17 protein-coding genes are annotated in these 22,153 nt (G+C 61.8%); 11 read left to right on the top strand and 6 right to left on the bottom strand.

What is annotated here, in order from left to right; translation table 11 throughout:
- The first annotated feature begins 2 nt into the window (after positions 1-2).
- Both ACGFZ3_RS05740 and ACGFZ3_RS05735 read left to right on the top strand, forming a co-directional pair.
- Complete coding sequence (locus tag ACGFZ3_RS05740) at positions 3-680, top strand: response regulator transcription factor (RefSeq protein WP_017356179.1); 678 nt, start codon at positions 3-5, stop codon at positions 678-680.
- Positions 643-2,007 carry a sensor histidine kinase gene (locus tag ACGFZ3_RS05735; RefSeq protein WP_392917697.1) on the top strand — a complete coding sequence of 455 codons (1,365 nt, stop codon included), beginning with the start codon at positions 643-645 and terminating at the stop codon, positions 2,005-2,007. The genes ACGFZ3_RS05740 and ACGFZ3_RS05735 overlap by 38 nt, the downstream gene beginning before the upstream one ends.
- Positions 2,008-2,096: 89 nt before the next feature.
- Here the strand turns inward: ACGFZ3_RS05735 and coaE are convergent, their stop codons facing one another.
- The 3 genes from coaE to ACGFZ3_RS05720 are packed head-to-tail and all read right to left on the bottom strand — an operon-like array spanning position 2,097 to position 4,844.
- Positions 2,097-2,705 (bottom strand): dephospho-CoA kinase, encoded by a 609-nt coding sequence (gene coaE, locus ACGFZ3_RS05730; protein ID WP_392917694.1) that lies wholly within the window; start codon positions 2,703-2,705, stop codon positions 2,097-2,099.
- An 8-nt stretch (positions 2,706-2,713) separates the two neighbouring features.
- Positions 2,714-3,577 carry a prepilin peptidase gene (locus tag ACGFZ3_RS05725; RefSeq protein ID WP_392917691.1) on the bottom strand — a complete coding sequence of 288 codons (864 nt, stop codon included), beginning with the start codon at positions 3,575-3,577 and terminating at the stop codon, positions 2,714-2,716.
- Between the two features lie 7 nt (positions 3,578-3,584).
- A complete protein-coding gene (locus ACGFZ3_RS05720) occupies positions 3,585-4,844 on the bottom strand; it encodes a type II secretion system F family protein (RefSeq protein ID WP_392917688.1) in 1,260 nt (419 codons plus the stop codon).
- A 360-nt stretch (positions 4,845-5,204) separates the two neighbouring features.
- Between ACGFZ3_RS05720 and ACGFZ3_RS05715 the strand changes: the two genes are divergently transcribed.
- From ACGFZ3_RS05715 to ACGFZ3_RS05680, 8 genes are all read left to right on the top strand, one after another.
- Positions 5,205-5,648, top strand: a complete 444-nt coding sequence (locus ACGFZ3_RS05715) for a pilin (protein ID WP_392918864.1) — start codon at positions 5,205-5,207, stop codon at positions 5,646-5,648.
- Between the two features lie 384 nt (positions 5,649-6,032).
- On the top strand, positions 6,033-6,929 hold the full coding sequence (locus ACGFZ3_RS05710; RefSeq protein WP_392917685.1) for an isoprenylcysteine carboxylmethyltransferase family protein: 897 nt from the start codon (positions 6,033-6,035) through the stop codon (positions 6,927-6,929).
- Positions 6,926-7,822, top strand: a complete 897-nt coding sequence (locus tag ACGFZ3_RS05705) for a serine hydrolase domain-containing protein (RefSeq protein ID WP_392917682.1) — start codon at positions 6,926-6,928, stop codon at positions 7,820-7,822. Before ACGFZ3_RS05710 ends, ACGFZ3_RS05705 begins: the two co-directional genes overlap by 4 nt.
- Before the next feature lie 92 nt (positions 7,823-7,914).
- Positions 7,915-8,328, top strand: coding sequence for a pilin (locus ACGFZ3_RS05700; protein WP_392918861.1), 414 nt, complete (start codon positions 7,915-7,917; stop codon positions 8,326-8,328).
- An 85-nt stretch (positions 8,329-8,413) separates the two neighbouring features.
- The gene (gene pilB, locus ACGFZ3_RS05695) at positions 8,414-10,141 is read left to right on the top strand and encodes a type IV-A pilus assembly ATPase PilB (RefSeq protein WP_392917679.1); all 1,728 of its coding nucleotides are present in this window, start codon (positions 8,414-8,416) and stop codon (positions 10,139-10,141) included.
- A gap of 679 nt (positions 10,142-10,820) precedes the next feature.
- On the top strand, positions 10,821-15,536 hold the full coding sequence (locus ACGFZ3_RS05690; protein WP_392917676.1) for an RHS repeat-associated core domain-containing protein: 4,716 nt from the start codon (positions 10,821-10,823) through the stop codon (positions 15,534-15,536).
- Between the two features lie 37 nt (positions 15,537-15,573).
- Positions 15,574-15,864 (top strand): hypothetical protein, encoded by a 291-nt coding sequence (locus ACGFZ3_RS05685; protein ID WP_392917673.1) that lies wholly within the window; start codon positions 15,574-15,576, stop codon positions 15,862-15,864.
- Positions 15,865-16,707: 843 nt separating this feature from the next.
- Positions 16,708-17,157: a hypothetical protein gene (locus ACGFZ3_RS05680; RefSeq protein WP_392917669.1), complete on the top strand. Its 450-nt coding sequence runs from the start codon at positions 16,708-16,710 to the stop codon at positions 17,155-17,157.
- Between the two features lie 64 nt (positions 17,158-17,221).
- Here the strand turns inward: ACGFZ3_RS05680 and ACGFZ3_RS05675 are convergent, their stop codons facing one another.
- From ACGFZ3_RS05675 to ACGFZ3_RS05665, 3 genes are all read right to left on the bottom strand, one after another.
- Positions 17,222-17,770 carry a SymE family type I addiction module toxin gene (locus ACGFZ3_RS05675; RefSeq protein WP_392917666.1) on the bottom strand — a complete coding sequence of 183 codons (549 nt, stop codon included), beginning with the start codon at positions 17,768-17,770 and terminating at the stop codon, positions 17,222-17,224.
- Between the two features lie 500 nt (positions 17,771-18,270).
- Complete coding sequence (locus ACGFZ3_RS05670) at positions 18,271-19,656, bottom strand: sigma-54-dependent transcriptional regulator (RefSeq protein ID WP_392917663.1); 1,386 nt, start codon at positions 19,654-19,656, stop codon at positions 18,271-18,273.
- A gap of 64 nt (positions 19,657-19,720) precedes the next feature.
- Positions 19,721-21,334, bottom strand: a complete 1,614-nt coding sequence (locus ACGFZ3_RS05665; RefSeq protein ID WP_392917659.1) for a sensor histidine kinase — start codon at positions 21,332-21,334, stop codon at positions 19,721-19,723.
- Positions 21,335-21,578: 244 nt separating this feature from the next.
- On the opposite strand from ACGFZ3_RS05665, the gene ACGFZ3_RS05660 reads away from it, so the two are divergent.
- The coding region (locus tag ACGFZ3_RS05660; RefSeq protein WP_392917656.1) for an ATP-grasp domain-containing protein at positions 21,579-22,153 on the top strand (575 nt) is incomplete at its 3' end.

Here is a 22,153-nt window from a genome sequence, read left to right as displayed (position 1 = left end):
ACATGCGAATTCTTGTAATTGAAGACAACAGCGACATCGCCGCCAACCTGGGCGACTACCTCGAAGACCGCGGCCACACCGTGGACTTCGCCGCCGACGGCGTGACCGGCCTGCACCTGGCGGTCGTGCACGAGTTCGACGCGATCGTGCTGGATCTCAATCTGCCGGGCATGGATGGGATCGAGGTCTGCCGCAAGCTCCGCAATGAAGCGCGCAAGCAGACCCCGGTGCTCATGCTGACCGCACGGGATTCGCTGGACAACAAGCTGGCCGGGTTCGATTCCGGTGCCGACGACTACCTGATCAAGCCGTTCGCGCTACAGGAAGTGGAAGTGCGTCTGAACGCCCTGTCGCGTCGCGGCAAGGGCGTGCAGACCCGGGTGCTGGAAACCGGCGACCTGGAATACAACCTCGATACCCTCGAGGTTCGCCGGCAGGGCAAGCTGCTGCAGCTCAACCCCACCGCGCTGAAGATCCTCCAGGCGTTGATGGAAGCGGCCCCGGCCGTGGTCACCCGCCAGGAGCTGGAAACCCGCGTGTGGGGCGAAGAGCTGCCCGATTCGGATTCGCTGCGCGTGCATATCCACGGCCTGCGCGCCGTGGTGGACAAGCCGTTCGAGGTACCGTTGATCCAGACCCGCCATGGCATCGGATACCGCATCGCCGCCCCGGAAGCCTGATCCGGTGACGGGCAGGGGGGAGCGGCGCCGGGGCCCGTACCGGCGCCGGCTGCGCAGCCGCATCATCGTCTCGTTCGTGTTGTTGGGTTTCTGCCTGACGACGCTGTTCGCGTTTGCTACGACCTGGACCCGCGCGCGCGTGGAGAACCAGCTCGTCGAAGACGTGATGAACCGCAACATTGACGAGTACGCGCGCCGCTTCCAGCTCGACCCCTCGCGCAGCCCGGATCTGCCCGTTCAGCAGATCCGCGCGTTCGTGTACCCCAGCGACAAGTTCGACCGGGTTCGCGAGGAGCGCCCGGAGTGGGCCGCGTTCTCCAACGGCAACTACAGCATCACCGGCATGGACGAGCAGAACAACCCGTTCTCGTACAAGCTGGCCGTACGCAAGACGCCGGAAGCGTGGTTCTTCCTGGCCTATGACATGACCGAAAGCCTGCGCGGCGAAGGGCAGTTGAACCGCGCGCTGTTCTTCTCCGTGCTGGTGTTCAGCGCACTTTCGCTCGTGCTGGGCTGGTGGTCGGCCTCGAAAGTGATGAAGCCGGTATCCGACCTGGCCGCACGCCTGCGTGCCTACCGGGGCGGCACCAGTGATCCCACGCCCCTGGCGCCACGTTTCCCGGACGACGAAGTCGGGCAGCTGGCGCAGGCGCTGGATGATTATTCGGCGCGGCTCACCGAAGTGGTGCAGCGCGACCGCGAGTTCAATGCCGACGTCAGCCACGAGCTGCGCACGCCGCTGGCCGTGATCCGCGGCGCCACCGAGCTGTTGCTGACACGGCCGGACCTGGACCCGAAGGTGCTGCAGCGCCTGCAGCGCATCCAACGTGCCGAACAGCAGTGCACCGACCTGATCGGCTCGCTGCTGCTGCTCTCGCGCAACGAGCGCGGGCAGGGCAGCAGCAACGTGGCGCGGGTAGCCGAGCAGCTGCTCGATTCGCACCGCGCCCAGCTGGGCGGCAAGCCGCTGGAGCTGGTGTTGGAGGGCGACCGCGAACTGGTCGTCGATGCCCCGGAATCAGCACTGTCGGTGGCCCTGGGCAACCTGATCGGCAACGCCGTGAAGTATTCGCAGGAAGGCTCGGTACGGGTGCTGGTCACCGGCAACCGGGTTGAAGTGATCGACAGCGGTCCCGGCCTCAGCGACGAAGACGCGGCCAAACTGTTCCAACGCGGCTATAGGGGCACCCACGCGGGCCACTCGCAGGGCGGTGGTATCGGCTTGTCGATCGTGAGCCGCCTGTGCGATCTGTACGGCTGGCAGGTCAATGTGCGCCCGGGCGAAACCCGGGGCGTGGTAGCCACGCTGACGTTCGCCCCGGCTTAGCGACACGCCATGCGTGTCCCACGCAACCCCGAACGAAGGCCGACATGCCCGGGTGCCCTGGCACCCCGTTGGACACGCATGGCGTGTCCCTACGCGGCGGCCTTCCTGTAGATCCGATCCAGGCGTTCCACTTCCGCCTGCAGATGGTCCGGGTGACCATCATTGACCACCACGTCATCCGCCAGCGCCAGGCGTTCCTCGCGGCTGGCCTGCGCGGCAATCATGCGGTCGGCCAGATCGGCCGTGGTGCCATCGCGCTGCATCAGCCGCGCATGCTGTACCGCCACCGGCGCATCCACCACCAGGATCCGGTCCAGCCATGGGTATTGCTGGCGGCCGCCGGCCTCGGTCAACAGGGGGATGGCCGCGATGGCATATGGGCTTTGCGCCTGCTCACAGGTCTGCCGCAGCAGCTCCCGAATGGCAGGGTGGGTAATGGCTTCCAGCGCCTGCCGCTCTTGGGCGGAGCTGAAGATGCGCTCACGCAGCGCGGCGCGGTCAAGCTGGCCATCGGCCAGCAGGATTCCGGAACCAAAGTGCGCCACGATCCGGGCCAGGCCATCGCTGCCCGGGGCCACCACGGCACGGGCGGCCACGTCGGCATCGGCGATGGTGATGCCGAGCGCCTCGAAGCGCCGGGTTACTTCGGTCTTGCCGGCGGCCACGCCGCCGGTCAATCCAATCACGAACTGGCTCATCGCTGCCCTCAGCGCAGGCCGGACATTCTCAGGTAGGCGTTGATCAACGGCTCGCCCCACATGAACACGATCCAGCCGGCAACGGCCAGGTAGGGCCCAAACGGGATCGGGGTGGCGCGGTCGCGTCCCCGCGAGTACAGCCAGATCGAGCCGATGATGGCACCCACCACCGACGACAGCAGGATGATGGGCAGGATGCCCTTCAACCCGCACCAGGCGCCCAGCGCGGCCAGCAGCTTGAAATCGCCGTGGCCAATGCCTTCCTTGCCGGTGATCTGCTTGAACAGCCACCACACCGACCACAGCAGCAGGTAGCCGGCAATGGCGCCCAGCAGGGCGGGCTTGGCCGGCATGTACAGGTTGTCGATGCTGCCAATCAGGCCCAACCACATCAGTGGCAGGGTCAACTGGTCCGGTAGCAGCTGGGTGCGCAGGTCGATGCCGGACAAAGCCACCAGGAAGCAGCTCAGCACGATGGCGCCAAAGCCCTGCCAGCCGAAGCCGAACTGCCAGACGCCGGCGACCACCAGCAGTGACGTGATCAGCTCTACCAGCGGGTACTGGATCGAAATCGGCGCATGGCAATGGCGGCACTTCCCGCGCAACACCAGCCAGCTGAACAGCGGGATGTTCTCGTACCAGGACAGCTTGTGCTTGCAGTGCGGGCAGTGCGATGGCTCGACCACTATCCCGGGCGGTGGTGGCTCATAGATGTCGGGCAGCTCCAACACCTCCCGCGCGTCGCGCTTCCATTGCCATTCAAGCCGCTTGGGCAGGCGCAGGATGACGACGTTGAGGAAGCTGCCGATCAACAGCCCCAGTGCGGCCGCGGCGGGATAGCCGAGGCCGGGATGCTGGTCTAGAAATGCCATGGTTACCTTAGCCGACGACGGCGCCGAGTTTGAAGATGGGCAGGTACATGCCGATCACCATGCCGCCGACCACGGTACCAATGAACACCATGATCATCGGTTCCAGCAGGCTGCTCAGGGCATCAACGGCATTGTTGACCTCCTGCTCATAGTACTCGGCCACCTTGAACAGCATGGTATCAAGTGCGCCGGCCTCTTCGCCGATGGCCGTCATCTGGATGACCATGTGCGGGAACAGGTTGATCTGCTTCATGGCCATGTTGACCGGGTAACCGACCGACACGTCGTCGCGCATCCGCAGTACGCCTTCTTCGTACACCTTGTTGCCGGTGGCGCCTGCCACGATGCCCAGAGCCTCCACCAGCGGCACACCGGCCTTGAAGGTCACGGCGGTGGTGCGGGCGAAGCGGGCGATGGCGCTGTTGTTCATGATCTCGCCGATAACCGGTACCTTCAGGATCCAGCGATCCATGGTGTGCTGCAGCTTGGGTGAGCGCTTGTACGAGAATATGAAGCCAGCAAATGCGCCTCCCGCGATGAGCAACATCACCCACCAGTAGGACACCGTAAACCTCGACATGCTCACGATCAGCTGGGTAAAGGCGGGCAACTCTGCGCCAAACCCGGCAAACACTTCTTCGAACTGGGGTACCACGAAGATCAGCAGAATCGCGCTCACAATGATTGCAACCGCGACCACCATCGCCGGATAGAACAGCGCCTTCTTGATCTTGCCCTTCAGCGCCTCGATGTTTTCCTTATAGGTGGCCACCGTATCGAGCACTGTTTCAAGCACACCGGCGCCTTCGCCCGCTCGCACCAGGTTGCGGTACAGCTCGTCAAACTGAACCGGGTGCTTGCTGATAGCCTCGTAAAGCGAGGAGCCGCCCTCGATATCCGTGCGGATCCCGTCCACCAGCTTTTTCATGCGGGGGTTCTTGTGCCCGCTGCCGATGATTTCCAGTGCACTCACGATTGGCACGCCGGACTTCATCATCGTCGCCATCTGTCGGCTGAAGAATGAGATGTCCTTGGGCCCGACGGCCTTACCCGCCGCGCCGAACAGCGGCTTGGGCTTTACCTTGACGACGCCGGGCATGATGCCCTGGCGGCGAAGCTCGGCGCGAAGCATGTTGGCATTCTTCGCCACCTGCTCGCCTTTCATCTTTACGCCACGCTTGTCGGTCCCCTCCCAGACAAACGGCTGCAGCTCCATGGTGCTTCGCGCCACGGGCTCTTTCTTGATCGCACTACGGCTGACAGACATGTAAGGCTCCCCGGCCGCGCCATCCCCAGGCGGGCTTCTGCGCCGAATGGTAGCCGGTTCCGGGGCGGAGTGGCATCCCTCTTGCACGGCAATCCGTGACCCGTGTCCAGGACCGGTACCGTCAGAAGGTGACGCAGCGCGTCACAATGCCAGTTATGTCGCAATTTGCTGTGAGGGGGGTTCCAATCCTGAAGATTGCTGCCATCATTGCGCCGGGGAAATGCTGGGGAGCATTGCTAAAACCACTTGGCACGCAACCTGCTATCAACCACCCGCACGGGCGATTGCCTTGCTCAGCCGGTCTGCCGGCCAGGCTTCGTCCCGGTGTTCGCTTATTACCAACCTCTAGGGGATGTACAAATGAAGAAGCAGCAGGGCTTTACCCTCATCGAACTGATGATCGTTGTCGCGATCATCGCCATCCTGGCCGCCATTGCACTGCCGGCTTACCAGGACTACACCATCCGCGCTCGAGTGTCGGAAGCTGCTGTCCTGGCTGCTGGCGCGAAGACCACCGTGGCAGAGAACATTGCCAACAACGGCGGCGTGATTGCCGCTGGCGCTTGCAACGGCGTTGACCAGACCCCGCCGGCTACCACCAACGTGGCGACCTTCACCTGCACCGACGCTTCTGGCGCCATTGCAGTCGTGACCACCGCTAAGGCTGGCGCTGTGACCCTGACCTTCACCCCGACCCCGGGCGCTGGCGCTGCCGGCACCACCTGGCGTTGTGCCGCCACCGGCGGCAAGGCTGCTTATTACCCGGCCGAGTGCCGCGCTGCTGCTGCTGCCACGGGTGGCTAATAGCGGTTCGTAATAGATGTTGTTTTGATCTACCTTCGGGGGGCGTAAGCCCCCCGAAGCATTTCCGGGGATAGGAAAATGCTTCGACTGCCTGTTAGTGCAGTGGCGCCGGCAACCGGGGGCTGGGGGGCCGCTGGAGCACTTGTCGGATTGACGGCAGGGTGGTTCTTCCACCTAGGTGCATTCGCAAGCTGGCTGTTGCTGCTGGCTCTCGCGGCGGCACCGATGTGGATATGTGAATGGCGCCGCAGCCCCAAGGGTAGTCGTGTTGCCGCGGTCACATCGAGCCAGTCTCTCTTGGGCGTAGGGCTAATTGCGTTGCTCTTTCTCTGCTCTATGCAGCTTCAGATGCTGCTAGGTTCGGGCAAGGGTCAGGGGGTCAGCATGTTTACGCTCCCAGTAGTGGCGGCTTGTGCCGGAATGGCAGTGGTTGCACTTCTCCGCCCCGCGCTATTGAGTCCAACCATTCCTGCGTGCGGCCGACTCGTGATGGCGATGCTCAGAGGCAAGCGCCCCGAAAATGAGCAGATGCTGGCCATGATGGGCTGGTTGGTTAAGGCCGTATTTCTTCCACTAATGCTTGCTTGGTCCTTTACATGGATCGCTGGTGCGGCGAATGTGTGGCACGAGCGGAGCTGGCTGGCCATATTTGCCGTCGCAATGGCTCTGCTGTATGCGGTGGATACAGCTTTCGCCACAGTTGGGTATATGTCGACCAGTGAGCGGATCGATGGCCAGATCCGGTCAGTCGACAGAACTGTGCTCGGTTGGCTGTCCGCGCTTGCCTGCTACCCGCCGTTGAGTGTGTTGATCCTCGATACATGGCTGGTCTACAAGACGGGGTCGGACTGGACCGCCTGGTTCTCCAGCAGAGACCTCTGGGCTTGGTTGTGGGGTAGTGCGATTCTGGTGCTCACCTCGATCTATACTTGGTCCAGCGTGGTCTTTGGTCCGCGGTTTTCCAATCTGACCAACCGCGGAATCATCACAAGCGGGCCATACCAATGGGGCAAACACCCCGCCTACCTATGCAAGAATCTGTCTTGGTGGCTGATATTCGTACCCTTCCTGGGCAACGAGACAGCGGTTGAGGCTTTTCTCCATTGCTTGGCGTTACTGGGTGTCAATGCGATCTATGCATTGCGGGCGTGGACCGAAGAGCGGCATCTTAATGCTGACCCTGAGTACCGCGCTTACGCACTGTGGATATCGAGACACGGACTGTTGGCGCGAGCCAAGCGGGTGATCCGTCGCCCAACGCCAGCGGAGCGACAGGAATGACGCCCGGAAGACTTCTTGTGCTGTGCACGATGATTTTCTCCGCCGGCTGCGTGCGTCAAGAGGCATCCCCGCAGACTGCGTGCGTAGAAGGCGCGCTGGACCAGCCGGAATTGGCCGATGGTGTCGCAGTGTTCACCGCGTTGGAAGGGGTCGGAGAGGCACGTTCCGGCTGGCTCAATTCCAGAGATGGACAAAGCGTGCTGGCCATGGCCAGCCTCACCAAGCCATTGGTTGCAGCCGAGGTGCGTCGCAGGGTACAGGCGGGTAGCCTCGACTTGGAGCAGCCTATCCGAGATTTGCTACCTGGCGCAGCCCTTGCCCCAAAAACTGCATCGATCACGCTACGACAGCTGCTGCAACACCAAGCTGGTTTCGATCGAGGTGCAGGGGACCCCTTGTTTGCTTACGACCCTCCCAGTTGTAGCCGCGCCGCTCGAGAGGTGATGGCGCGCCCGCCAGAGCGGGCAGCTGGACAACAGGTCCTCTACAGCAACGCCGGATACTGCATTTTGGGGGAAATACTGTTGAAGAACCCGTCCGGCGTAGATCCGACGATGATTCGAGCACTCCAGTCGCCGTTGGGGGCTGCTGGGGGATGGCGCGGAAGCTTGCGGCAGTTGCACGCGGCTCTCTATGCAACGTTGCCACTGTCGGAGCTGCCGGCGGAGCCAGCTCTCCCGGACGGCTCGCACTATGCCTACGCTTGGAGAAGCTGGCCGAAAAGTCTGGAGGGGCCACGTTGGAGTCACTTCGGGCGCTTACCGGGAATGCTGAGTCTTGCGGTAAGTGACGGAGAGGGCAGTCTGCTGGTCGCGCACTTCACTGGCGACCCTGCCGATGTGGACGCAGCCGGTGCTGCCGCTGCCGCGTCGCTGTGGAGCTGCATGAAATGAGGCCAGGTACACATATCGCGTACAAAATCGAGATTGTTGGCACGCTTTCTGCTTGTTCCGAAGTGAATACCTTACACATGAGCGGAACGGGGATGAAGAGCGCCAGGGGATTTACGCTGATCGAGCTGATGATCGTTGTCGCGATCATCGCGATACTTGCTGCCATAGCACTACCGGCCTATCAGGACTACACGGTCAGAGCTCGTGTATCTGAGGCCATCGTGCTTGCTTCCGGCGTGAAGGTGACGGTTACCGAAAACATCAACAACATCAATGCTTTGAACGCAGAGGCATGTAACGGCGTGGCGGCGACGACGCCAGCAACGGTCAACGTAGCAAGCCTTACCTGCACCGGAAACGGGGTCATTACGGTCATCACTACCGCCAAGGCGGGGGGAGTTACGCTCGCGTTGACACCCTCATACGTGCCCAGCGAAGTCGTTCGGTGGCGTTGTGCCGTTCAGTCCGGGCCCAACAAGTATGTTCCGCCGGAGTGCCGGACCTAAGCCGTAGGCGCAGAGGCCTTGGTTCTTCATGCTGGTGCTCTATTGCAGCTAAGCTTATAGCGAGTCTCTCTAGGATCGTCTGCCAATGAATGCTGTAGTCACTGCCAACCTGGTCGGCATAACCGGCATCGCCCGCCGTCTCGTCCAGGACGGCGCGCTGGACGAGGCCACGGCCCGCGATGCCATGGCCAAGGCCGCCGCGGCCAAACAGCCGCTGCCTCAGTGGTTCGCAGACAAGAAGCTGGTCACCTCAGCTCAGTTGGCAGCTGCCAACGCAGTTGAGTTCGGCATGCCACTGCTGGACGTATCGGTGTTCGACCCGAACCAGAGTGCAATCAGCCTGGTCAGCGAAGAACTGCTGCGCAAGCACCATGTGCTGCCACTGTTCAAGCGCGGTGGAAAGCTGTTTGTGGGTACCAGTGACCCGACCCATTCTCTGGATGAAATCAAGTTCCACACCAACCTGGTGGTTGAGCCGATCCTGGTTGATGAAGAGCAGATCAAGCGTACCCTTGAACAGTGGCAGTCCAAGCATGACACCCTCGGCAGCTCGCTGGGTGGCGATGACGATGGCATGGGTGACCTTGATGTATCTAGTGGTGACGAAGAGGGTGGGGCAAGCGAATCCGGCCACGATGCCAAGGGCGACGACACCCCCGTGGTCAAGTTCGTCAACAAGGTGCTGGTCGACGCCATCCGCAAGGGCGCTTCGGACATCCACTTCGAGCCTTACGAAGACGACTACCGGGTCCGCTTCCGTATCGATGGCCTGCTCAAGAACGTGGCCAAGGCACCGGTCAAGCTCAACCAGCGCATCGCCGCACGCCTGAAGGTCATGTCCCAGCTGGATATCGCCGAGAAGCGCGTGCCGCAGGACGGGCGCATCAAGCTCAACCTGTCCAAGACCAAGCAGATCGACTTCCGCGTAAGCACCCTGCCAACCTTGTTTGGCGAGAAGATCGTGCTGCGTATTCTTGATGGCAGCGCGGCGAAGCTGGGCATCGACAAGCTGGGCTACGAAGAGGTCCAGCAAAAGCTCTTCCTGGATGCAATCCACAAGCCCTACGGCATGGTGCTGGTCACCGGCCCCACCGGCTCGGGTAAGACGGTGTCGCTCTACACCGCGCTTGGCATCCTGAACGACGAAACGCGCAACATCTCCACCGCCGAAGACCCGGTGGAAATCCGCCTTCCCGGCGTGAACCAGGTGCAGCAGAATGTGAAGCGTGGCATGACCTTCGCCGCTGCATTGCGCTCGTTCCTGCGTCAGGATCCGGACATCATCATGGTCGGCGAAATCCGCGACCTGGAAACGGCTGAGATTGCCATCAAGGCGGCGCAGACCGGTCACATGGTGCTTTCCACGCTGCATACCAACGATGCGCCGCAGACCATCGCACGTCTGATGAACATGGGCATCGCACCATTCAACATCACCAGCTCCGTCACGCTGGTGATCGCACAGCGACTGGCGCGGCGTCTTTGCAACAACTGCAAGCGCCCGGTAAATTTGCCGCCCAACGCGCTTCTGGCGGAGGGTTTCACACAGGCCCAGCTCGACGCGGGTATCACCCTGTACGAGCCGGTCGGCTGTGAGGAATGCACCGAAGGCTACAAGGGTCGTACCGGTATCTATCAGGTCATGCCGATGAGCGAGGAAATATCGGTCATTGTGCTGGCGGGTGGTAACGCGATCCAGATCGCCGAGGCGGCGCAGCGGGCAGGGGTGAATGATCTGCGCCAGTCGGCGTTGGTCAAGGCTGCTGCGGGTACGACCAGCCTTGCTGAGATCAATCGCGTCACCAAGGATTAATCCCTCGGGATGTGGGAGGTCTGACCAAACTCCCCACACATCTGGAACCGAGGCGCTGCTCTCGGTTCAAACTAAGGAAAGTCGGCAACACTGTCAGCCTTGGGGGGGACGGCTGCATCGAGAGCAGCGCTCAGTGCGGTTGGGTTGGATGGCGTACACAAGGGGTGGGCGTGCTCCCCCGGTTCCTGGCGGTCTTAGTTATTGCTGACGGCGGAGCCCGATGACTTTGATCAGTCATCGTTGGAGGTTTTGCTAGCCCAGTGATGTTTTGTGCTCGTCCACATGGTCGGTCGATCATGGAGGCTAGCCACGCACGAGTCCGCCCGAATGGCGGCTAAGGGGCCTATGGCTGCGCTTTCCGTCGCGCCACTGAAGACTCGAAAGAACCACCTTTGCTTCCGATGATTGTGGGCTCAGGGTGCTTGCGAGCCCCTCGTCGAACTAGCGTGGGCGGTGCTTGGGAAGGGGCTTGCAGAGCGCTGGCTGTGCCAGCTTGGATGGAACTGTGAATTTGGTTACATATTGCTCCGGCGACGATTCTCCAGATTGATAAGCCCCTTGCGGAGGTGCGGGCAGCGCCGCTAGTCTCCACTGTTGGTGCCCCATGGATGGTCTGACGCCGAAGCGCCTGACAGTCGCCAATGGAGCGAGGTTATTGGCGGTAATCAGGGGATTACACATGCGCAACGTGGTCCGCACGTTCAGTGCGAGCGGCAGGGGTGTGTTCGTTGCAATTTTGATGGGAGCCTCCGGAGCGGCCCCAGCGGCCGATCTTCCTCCATCCAGTGCACCTACGGTCGACAACTACTGCGCCTCGACAGGAGGTTGCTTCAAGAGTCTGCGTGAAGCAGAGCAGGCGATAGAAGACGCTGTGCCCGTCTACCGTGGGCTGCTGCGCCAGGACAAGAGCGAAGCCGGGACATCCGGTTCGGACTCTCTCCGCATCAACTATCGGGTGGACAACCAGGCCCCCCGTACTCTGTATCCGCCCGCTTACCGGATCGCGGGCTGGCAGAACTCCACGCCAATGTGTCCCGGCCTTGAGGCTACTGGTGATCCCTACTTCCCGTTGCTGTGCCTTGCCGAGGCACCGGCGATTGAGCAGTACAAGGCTACCTACCTGGTCAACACGTCGCAGTGCACTTACTCCAACATTCGTGTTGCAGGTGACTACAGCCCCACACCCGTATGGCATGTTGCCAATACGCCGGGTACCTCGGGTTACGTCAACTACGTGCCGCCGAACAGGAGCCTGGAGTGGGACCTGCACTGTGAGGGTTGGGGCAATGTGCCGCCGGACCACGGTCGCATCGAGCTTGCGAAGTTCCAGTCCTACATCTGCCCCGAAGGCTTCCAAGGCCAGAACTCTCTTACCCCGTCGATGGATCGCGTGTGTGCGCCCAATCGCTCGATTCCGTACATCACACTCCGCAGGATCACCCAAACCGCATCCTGCGCCGCCAACAAGAATCCATGCCACCCTGACAATGGCGATAAATCGCGTGTTGAGCCGGATTTCGAGTTCGCCGGCCGAGTGTTCAACCGCTACTACCACTCCCTTCGTCAGGTAAATCTGCCACACCAGTTCCCTGTGGGCTGGACTTTTACCTACAGCAGCCGCCTCCAGTTTCCGTACAAGTACCTGATTACTGACGAGGGCTATTACACGAAGCTGACCCAGATCACGACGGATGTGTATTCCGTTGGCAAGGCGACCGGAACCACTCTGACGCGCGTGTCCGATTCACTCTATGTGTTGCGGGATGCAAAGGGCGAGGTTCGCAGTTTCGATGGAGACGGAAAGTTGGTAAGGGTGCAGGATCTGAACAACCCTTCCAACGATGTGTATATAGCCTATGAACCTGTGGCGAACATCCCGCAGCTGGCGCGCATAGCCAGCATCCGCGATATCACTGGCCGCGCAGTGGAGTTCGAGTACGAAGACGGTCGGTTGAAGTGGATCAGGCTGCCGGATGGCAACCTGGTCATCTACACGCAGAATGAGCTGGGTTCTCTGCTCGCTGTTGACTACGGCGCGGGCCAGGTGAAGCGCTATCACTGGGGCGAGTCGGGTTTGACGCCGACCCTCAATCCTTACCTGTTGACCGGCATAACGTCTGAAGACGGTGCGCGCTATGCCAGCTTTGGCTACGATCGCTGGAGCAGGGTCATTTCCAGCGAGCTGCATGGGGACGGGGGCAAGGTTGAAGGAACGTACCTTTCCTATCAAGACGACCAGCACGTTTCTGTCAAGACTGCCTCTGGTGAGATCAGGCAGTACGTGTTCGCCGGTGACTTTTACCGCACACCGCTGTCGGTCACGGACTCCGGTGGCGTGGACGCGACTAGCTACGATTCTCAGGGCCGTCTGCTCCACAGGACAGATCGAAGGGGAAACGTTACCCAGTTTGAGTACAGTGGCGCGTTCCTCACCTCGACAACCAGCGCCAGTGGCAAGGTCGAGCAGCGCTCGGACCAGAGCGAGTGGGAACCTGCACTGAGTTTGCCCAGGGAGCAGCGCACGCTGGATGCGCAGGGCCTCGTCGCGAGCAGGTCACGCTCTACCTACAACGCCCGTGGCCAGCTCGCCCAGCTGATCCAGGAAGACCCGACAACGGGGGCCGAGCGTACTACGAAAACTACATACTGCGAGGCTGCGGATGTCGGTGCCGGCCATTGCCCGTTCATTGGCTTGATGAGCTCCATCGACGGTCCGCGTACAGACGTGTCTGATACCACCCAGTATCAGCACTACCCAACAGACGCATCCGCTTGCGTGTTGACCCCTGACAACTGCGCTCATCGGAAGGGTGATCTCTGGAAGGTGATCAACCCGGTCGGTCAAGCGGTAGAGTATCTGGGATACGACGGCGCAGGACGTGTCACCTCGCAGAAGGGCGTGGATGGGCTGATCACCAGCTTCGAGTACAACCATCGTGGCTGGGTCACGGCCGTTCGCGTGCATGGTGCCGGCGGCGGTTCTGACCGTACAACCCGCATCGACTACTGGCCTACGGGCTTGACCAAGCGTGTCACCCAGCCTGATGGCAGCTATGTCAGCTACCGCTATGACGCCGCCCACCGGCTGGTTGAGGTGACCGACAACGTAGGCAACAGCATCGAGTACGTGCTGGACAACGCAGGCAATCGCATCGCGGAGAACACCCGTGATGCCGCTCGCGTGCTTACCCGCACCCAGAGTCGAATCTTCAATCAGCGCGGGGAGCTGGAGACACAGGCTGACGCTTCTGGAAATCCCACAGACTTTACATACGACGGGAATGGCAACACGCTTTCGGTTACCGATGCACTGGGCCGCATCACCGACCATGCTTACGACGCGCTGAATCGTCTGGAGCGGTCCCGGCAGGACGTGGGTGGAATCGGCGCACAAAGCCAGTTCAAGTACGACCCGCTGGACAATCTGACCGAAGTCACCGATCCCAAGGGCTTGAAGACGACCTATGCCCGCAACGGTTTCGGCGAAGTGGTCACCCAGACCAGCCCGGATACCGGCGTCACCGCCTTCACGTATGACAGTGCAGGCAATGTGCTCACCCGTACGGACGCACGCGGCGTGACCGCCAGCTACAGCTACGACGCGCTCGGCCGCACGACGGCCGTGACCTTCAGCGATCCTGCGGCGGACATTCACTACGTCTACGACCAGCCCTCTGCCCAATGCGCTGTTGGCGAGCGAGCAGGTATCGGCCGCATTGCCAGCATGATCGACCCAAGCGGGCGCACGGACTACTGCTATAGCGCCATGGGCGACCTGGTTCGCCGTGTCCAGGTGGTGGATGGCCAGGCGCTGACGCTGCGCTACGCCTACGATGCAGCAGGCCGGATGCGGTCGATGACCTATCCGGATGGAAGCTTGGTTGATTACAGCTATGACGCCTTGGGGCAGGTCAGCAGTATGGGCGTCACCCCGGCCGGCGGAAGCCGTGAAGTATTGCTGCACAGTCTGAAGACGTTGCCCTTCGGCCCGGAGAAGACCTGGACGTTCGGCAACGGCCGGCGGTTGGACCGCAGCTATGATCAGAACTACCGGCCGATCGCAATCAGCGACGCACGCGATGGGCTGAATGTTGCGTTTGGGTTCGACCCGGTAGGTAACATCACCTCGCTGACTGACGTGGGGCAGCAAGGGCAGGGTGCGACGCTGGACTATGACGCGTTGGGACGCCTGACTGCGTTCAAGGATGCGCAGACTGGCGTGTCGATTGAGCGGTACAGTTATGACGTTACCGGGAATCGGCTCAGCTTTGGGAATTCGGCTGGCGTGCAGGTGTACAGGTACGCGGTTGATAGCCACCGGTTGACGTCTGTAGACGCTATCGAGCGCAGCTACGATGCGATGGGAAACACGCTGACCATCGGCAGCGAGTGGCAGTACACGTACGACCTTGCTGGTCGTCTGCATAGTGCGAGTCAATCAGGATCTACACTGGCCAGCTACGTCCACACAGCCGCTGGGGAGCGAGTTTTGAAGGTATCTGGAGCGGAGAAAAGGTCCTACCTTCACGGAAAGGGCGGCGAGCTTCTGGGTATCTACGCGCAGGCGGGTGCCCCTACCCAGCAGCTGGTTTGGCTTGGCTCTCGACCAGTAGGGCTAATTGAGTCGGGTAGAGTGCTCTACATCGAGTCCGATCATGTGGGCTCGCCACGTGCCGTTGTCGAACCGCGTCGGGATACGGCGGTATGGACCTGGGGACTACTCAGTGAAGCATTCGGTGCGGGCGCTCCATCCATGGACGTGGACCAGGATGGAGTGGAACAACGCCTCGACCTGCGGTTCCCGGGGCAGCGCTGGGACGAGAGCAACGGGCTTAGTTACAACTACTTCAGGGACTACGATGCTCGAACCGGAAGATACTCGCAAAGCGATCCAATAGGTTTGCGAGGAGGTGCGTCCACCTACACCTACTCGACATCGGACCCACTTGGGAACATCGACCCGCTGGGATTGGTGACGTGGCGAGGCCACGGCCACGGATTGGCAATTGGTAACTATGGATTTGCTCTATCGAAGTACAACTTCCACTTGGTCTCAGACTGCGTGAATGGGAAAAGAGCGATTGTCGATCTGGACGTCTACTGGGCTGGCGGAGGTCTCGGTGCCCCTGTGACCTACACGATTTCGAATGTAAGTCTGGAGGACGGCGCCGCTGACGTGAATCCCAATAACTTACTAGGCCGTGCATTGATGTATGGCGGCGGAGTCGCGCTTGGCGGAGGGGCAAGCTACTCTGGATTGACACTGGGAGCCGCTATTTCTGAGCTTTCTTGGGCCGGCCAAGGCGGATTTGACGCCTCGCTCTACGCCTATCCGAAAAGCTATTCGACATTCGATGGCGCCCCTCGCGTGATCGATTGCGGGTGTGTACCGTAAAGCGATGGACGAACTAATACCCGGACTCTTTTACAGCATGCTCGCCCACATGGTCAGCCGATCATGGGTGGTGTTTCTGGCGAAACGAGAGCCAGACCGAACGGCGGGTGAGGCGCAGCTGGCTTTGCTACCTGTCATGCCAACGCGTGATCTGACGGTGGCACGGAACAGCTTTCATGGTTGCATTGCAGTTATGAAGGAGCGAGGTGCTTCGAAGTTGATCTCGTTAGTGTCATTCGTTCATGTCGCTTCACTTGGCGTCTTTGTCCTGTTGTTGCTCGCGATCGGATTCATTCCTTTGATTCGATATGTTCTCGATGCCAAATGAAGGTGAGGTGGCAAACGGTTTGGGGAGAGCAGCCGGGTGAAGCTCGGCTCTATTTCGCGGGACGCGGCTCGTGTTTGCAACGAAATAGCGGTAGTGCCGGACTGCAGGGGGACTGGTGTGCGAAACGTAACCTTCGAAATGCAGCGATTCAGAGAGGCGAGTAGGCACCTCTGGAACGCTTACCTTATGCCGGGCGAGGGCGTCCTGGACGTGGCTGTGGAGGACTCTTTCCGCTCCATAGAGCGTGAACTGCTCCGCACCCTTGTGCTCCAGGGAGGCAATTCGGCCGACGCCTACGGTCGCGCCCACATTCAAGGCTTATCTGTGAGGTCAAAGTCGGACTTCGATCAAGTGCCCGTGCAGTTCGCCAGCAAAGGGCTTGACGGGAATACCTACTGGAGCAAGTCTGAGCTCGTTTCCGCAGCATAGATTTGCTATGAGTTCCTGGAGTTTTTTGACTGGATGCACTATGGATGCATCGACTACGGCATTGTCCGGGCTGTTGATCTAGTCACTGGTCGGCACGTACTTGTGGAAAATTTGTACTGTGACTTCTGGTTGGACGAGCGATTGATAGGGCGATGATGCTGAAGCAGCCGGGCAAAGCTTGGCTCGACCTCGCTGAAACGTACTTCTTCTGGCCTCGAGTTGATCGCGCCCTCGCCCCTCAATCACGGCTGCGGTAGGCTCGGCCGGTTGCGTCGCGGCATGGGTGGCGCCGTCCAGGAGATTGGCATGTGGATTGTCAGTCGCGGGCCTGGTCATCCTGCACATGTATCTTCTTTCTCGATTCTCATGACATCGTTCCATGTCCATGCGCAGGATTAGAGGGTGATTAGTCCAATGAAGGTGTTTTCAGACGATTGGTTCAGGGCGGAATGGCGGAAGCTTGGATTCCACTACGACAGGGATGATGAGACGAAGCAATGGAACATTGTTGGATCCAAAGCTGGACTTCGCTCGTTAGTCACTGAGCTGCGTGACTACGCCTCTGATCAAGAGAATGATTGGGTTTCCTGCCACTGCAATTCGGTGCCGTACGATTACCTGGAGTTTGGTACATGGGCCTCCGCCGTAATCGACAATCATTGGATTGCAGGTCCTTTGGTAGATCTGCTCGGTTTGGCTTCCCACATTGGGGAGTGGGTTGATGCCTCGCAGATTGGGGCGCTTCTTTCTGTAAGGCCGTTCTTCAGTCCTGGCTCTCCGTATGACCTTTGCCTGAGGGTGGAGGCCGATGACTTTGATCCTTCATCGCTCGATACGGCATTGTTGGGTGCGGCTGGCGGCTGATCCCGCGGCTGACTGTAACGAGAGGAGCAGCCACGCAGGGCGTGGCTCTACGGCTCTGACGTTGTCAGCGTATTGATCGGTGCTTGTGTTGGAGGTCAAGCCACAAGCCTTGCGAGGTTTTGCAGAACGGGCCCAGCCGTTGGGCTAGATCCAGATCCACGTCCTGGTCGCCGGCGAGGAAGCATTCTGCGAGGTCCTGCGAGACGCCAATAGCGTGGGCGAAATCCAAGGTGGAGGCGCCCATGGGCGCGAGGATGTGCTCGCGCACCAGCCAGCCGGGGTGTTCGTGGATGGCTCCGCTGTCCGGGCTGGCGCGGGCCTGCTTGGCTATGTGTTTCTCGAACGCGGTGGAGTTGCTGTTGTGCGCCTCCTCGGGGAATTCGAGCAGGGTCACGGTCAGCTGGCCCGCCGTTGCTTCGATGCTCACGCTTGATCCGACTCTGAAGCCGGCGCTCTCTAGCCAGTGCCCGTGTATGGACAGGCAGGGCACGGTGCCGCCGCTGAAGGTGTCCATCCAGGCGTAGGTGTGCGCCCGCACGGTGTAATGGCGCGGGCGGTCGGCTGTGGGCAGGAGGAGTTCGGGGAAGAGGGGGGTGTTGCGTGGCGAGCGCATGGGGGGCCTCCGAGGGAAAATCTCCCTTGCCGTTGCGGCAAGGGAGCCGGGAGGTTCGAATCCGTGGTCGATCGTACGGCGGGCGTATTTCCCCGGTTAAAGGGTCTTGTATTAGCCACCCTCCCGACATGGGACGTCCATAATTTTGATCGACCTTGGAGATTCGAAGCTCCGTAGCCACCATGCGCCGTGGTGGTATCGGCAGCCAATCGATTGTGTCTGTTGGTTCTGCCGGGTTCGATAGGCGTAGCCAACAGGGTGTCGCTAGCGGCTCGGGGTGGAGCGGTAGTGCGACGGCGGTGGGGTTTTATTGGGGTGTTGGCGACAGGGTGGCTGGCGTTACGTGGGACACGCATGGCGTGTCGCTACGCGGGTTCGTGCCTGTTGCGACGCGCGGTGTGTGTCCGGCGGGATGGCCGGTGAGGTTGGGTTGGTCGGCGTGTCGCAGCCACGCAGGGCGTGGCTCTACGGTTTCATTGCCGCTCAGGCCGATTCCGGCCTTAGTCCATACCCAGCTTTTTCAGCTTGTAGCGCAACGCACGGAACGTAATGCCCAGCTGCGCGGCAGTGCGCGTCTTGTTCCAGCGGTTTTCTTCCAGCGCCTTCTGGATCGCGGTGCGCTCCATCTGCTCGATGTACGAGGGCAGCGCGCCGTTACCGGCCGGCAGGTCCACCACCGCTTCTTCCTGCGGCGCTGCCGGGCCGCCACCGTGGCGGGGCGCAGCCTGTTGCGGCAGCCGCAGATCAGTGGCGCCAATGGTGTCGCCCTCGGCCAGCGCCAATGCACGCTCCAGGATGTTCTCCAGCTCGCGCACGTTGCCCGGGAAGTGATACGTGCCCATCGCTTCCAGCGCAGAGGGCGCCAGCAGCGGAGTGGGTCGCCCATGCGTACGCGCCAACCGGGCAAGAATCGACGCCGCCAGCTGCGGCAGGTCACTGCGGCGCTCGCGCAGCGGCGGCACGCGCAGTTCAATCACGTTGATGCGGTAATACAGATCGTGGCGGAAGCGGCCGTTCTCGACCAGGTCGCCCAGGTCCTTGTGCGTGGCAGAAAGAATGCGCACATCCACCGGCAACTCGGTTGCCGCGCCGACCGGACGGATCGACTTTTCCTGGATCGCGCGCAGCAGCTTCACCTGCATCTGCAGCGGCAACTCGGCTACTTCGTCAAGGAACAGGGTGCCGCCATGTGCCGCCTGGAACAGGCCCGGCTTGTCGGCATGGGCGCCGCTGAAGCTGCCCTTCTTGTGCCCGAAGAATTCGCTTTCCATCAGTTCCGATGGAATGGCGCCGCAGTTCACCGGCACGAACGGGCCGGCCGCACGTGCGCTCTGGCCGTGGATCGTGCGGGCCACCAGTTCCTTGCCCACGCCCGATTCGCCCAGGATGTACACCGGCGCCTGGCTGCGCGCGACCTTGGTGATGGTGGCGCGCAGGCCATCCATCGCCCCCGATTCACCCAGCAGGCGTGCGGTGGTGTCGCTGGTCAGCGGCGGCGGGGCAGGGCGTTCGGTGTTGTTGAGTTCCAGCGCGTGCTTGACCAGCCCGCGCAGCACCGAAATGTCCACCGGCTTGCTGACGAAATCGAACGCGCCGGCCTTCAATGCCTCCACCGCCAGGTCCATGCTGCCGAACGCGGTGATCATCGCCACCGGGGTGCGCGGGTAGTGCTGGGCGATTTCGGTCACCAGCTCGATGCCGTTGCCGTCGGGCAGCCGCATGTCGGTGATGCACAGGTCGTAGGGGTTGCTGGCCAGCAGCTCGCGCGCTTCGGCGAGGTTGGCCGCGGTGCTGATGCGCAGGCCCATGCGGCCCAGGGTCAGTACCAGCAGTTCGCGGATGTCGCGTTCGTCGTCGACGACGAGGGCGCTGCGGTTTTCGTTCATATGGGGGAAAGATAGCCGAGTGCGGTTGAAAACGACAAACTATTGACGCTTGCAGGGTAGCGCGTCATTGCGGCCGCATGGTGTGCGGTCCGGGCAGTACCAACCGGAAGCAGGCACCGCCGGCGGGCACCGAGACGTACTCCAGGCTGGCCTGGTTGCCCTTGCACAGCTCACGGGCGATATACAGGCCCAGCCCGGTGCCATGTTCGGAGGTGGTGTAGAACGGTCGGAACAACTGGTTGGCGACGGATTCGGGAATACCCGGGCCGCGGTCCATCACGTCGATCACCGCGTTGCGGTCCTGGCGCGCCACGCGCAGGCGGACCCGGGCCGGGTCCTGGCCGGTGCGGCCATATTTGAGTGCGTTATGCACCAGCACGGTAAGGATCTGGTGCAGGTGGCGCGGGTCGACCAGGCCATGCACCGAGGTTTCGCTGATGATCGGTTCAATGCTGTCCGTTTCCAGCGTGAGGCTCTGCTTGTACTCCAGCACGAAGCGGCGGACGAACGCGGCCAGGTCCAGGTTCTCCGGGTTGGCGCGCTCGCGGCGGGCCAGGCCCAACACGCTTTCCACGATGCCGTTGGTGCGCTGGCACTGCTGGTGGATGATCTGCAGCAGGCGGCGGTCGGTATCGCCGATGGCGGTGGATTCTTCCAGCAGCTGCGCGGCGTAATTGATGGCCGCCAGCGGGTTGCGGATCTCATGGGCCAGGCTGGCCGAGAACCGGCCCATGGCCGAAAGCGTGAGCGATTCGGCGCGGCGCGAGACCACGGTGGAGTCGTCCAGAAACACCAGGGTGAGGTCGCTGCCGGCCAGCAGGCGGGCAAAGCGCGGCTGCACTTCGGGCTGGTCAGGGGAGAGCTGCAGCGGGGTTTCTTCGTTGGTCCAGCCGTTGCGCCAGCGCTGCAGGCGGCGGCTCAGGTCGGGCGCGGCGCTGCCCAGTTCGAGCAGGCCGCTGCCGCTGTTGCCGTCGTTGTCGCCAATCAGGGTGGCCGCCGCTTCGTTGGCCAGGGTGATGCGGTTGGCGCCATCCACCACCAGTACGCCGGTGCGCATGCGACGGATGATCAGTTCGTTGATCTCGAACAGGTTGGCTACCTCGGCACCGCGCTGGTTGGCCAGCTGCTGGTTGCGGCGGGCGCGGCTGCCCACCTGGTAGCTGACGAAGGCAAGGGCCAGGAAGCTGGTGATGAACATGGCCAGCTCGGCCAGCGTGCGGTTGGGCTCGCCATTTTCCAGCAGGTTCCAGGTGTACTCGCCGGCGGTGGCCGCGGCGGCGGCCAGCGCCAGGCCCAGGCCCAGCGACAGCGGCAACAGGGTGGCGGCGGCGGCGATGTTGAACAGCAGGGCCATGGACAGGCCGGCGCTGGCGCCGGGCAGTGCGTGGGCCAGCAGCACGGTGGCGGTGATGTCGATGAGCACGCTGCCCACCACGATCGGGCGCAGCCAACGGTCGTTGCGGCCGGCCGCCAGGATCAGCAGCGACAGCACCAGGTAGCTGCCGCTGACCCCGGCGGCCAGCTGCGGGTGGGTGGATTCGCCCACCATCGCGCTCAACGGGCTGAACAGCAGGGCGGCGATGACCGCAGCGATCAGGACCCGGTAGAGGGCGAAAAAGTACAGCTCCCGCTTCGGCATGGACTCGATGCGGTCGATCAATGAAGCACTGGGTGACACGCCGGAACTCCCCTTCTGGCTGGACCCAGTATAGGCATAGCTTTGGGCCCGGAGCCGCGCATTTTGACCATTCCCGACCCACCCCCATGGGGGCCGCCCCGGCGCAACTGCCTGAATGAAGGTGAAAATATTGTCTCCTTCACGCCCCAACGGCCGGTTTCTTTGCGCCGCGCCGCCGGGTCGTCCACAATAGTGGGCCCGCCGCGGTCCGTGCGTGCGGTCGTTCCTATTCCCACGGTGACGCATGAATTTCCACGAATACCAGTCAAAACAGCTGCTTGCCGAGTACGGCATTCCCGTCCCGGCCGGCAAGGTCGCGGCAACCCCCGATGAAGCCGTCGCTGCTGCCAACTCCCTGGGCCAGGGCCCCTGGATGGTGAAGGCGCAGATCCACGCGGGCGGTCGCGGCAAGGCTGGCGGCGTCAAGTTCTGCAAGACCACCGATGACGTCAAGGCCGCTGCGGCCAAGATGCTCGGCACCAAGATGGCCACCTACCAGACCGCGGGCGTCGAACTGCCGGTCAACCTGGTGCTGGTGACCACCGCCGGTGAGATCGTCAAGGAGCTGTACCTGTCGGTGCTGGTTGACCGTGGCACCAAGACCATCACCTACATCGCCTCTTCGGAAGGCGGCGTGGAAATCGAGCAGGTCGCTGCTGAAACCCCGGAGCTGATCCACTCGCTCAACGTTGATTTCGTTGAAGGCGTGCAGGGTTACCACGGCCGAGATTTCTGCTTCAAGCTGGGCCTGACAGCCAAGCAGTCCGGCCAGTTCGCCAGCATCATGGTGAACCTGTACCGCCTGTTCAACGAAAAGGA

It is taken from the genome of Stenotrophomonas sp. NPDC047960 (genome assembly GCF_043204395.1).
Lineage (GTDB): Bacteria > Pseudomonadota > Gammaproteobacteria > Xanthomonadales > Xanthomonadaceae > Stenotrophomonas.
The sequence above is the reverse complement of the archived record's forward strand: the minus strand, read 5'-3'. Positions and strand labels throughout refer to the sequence as shown.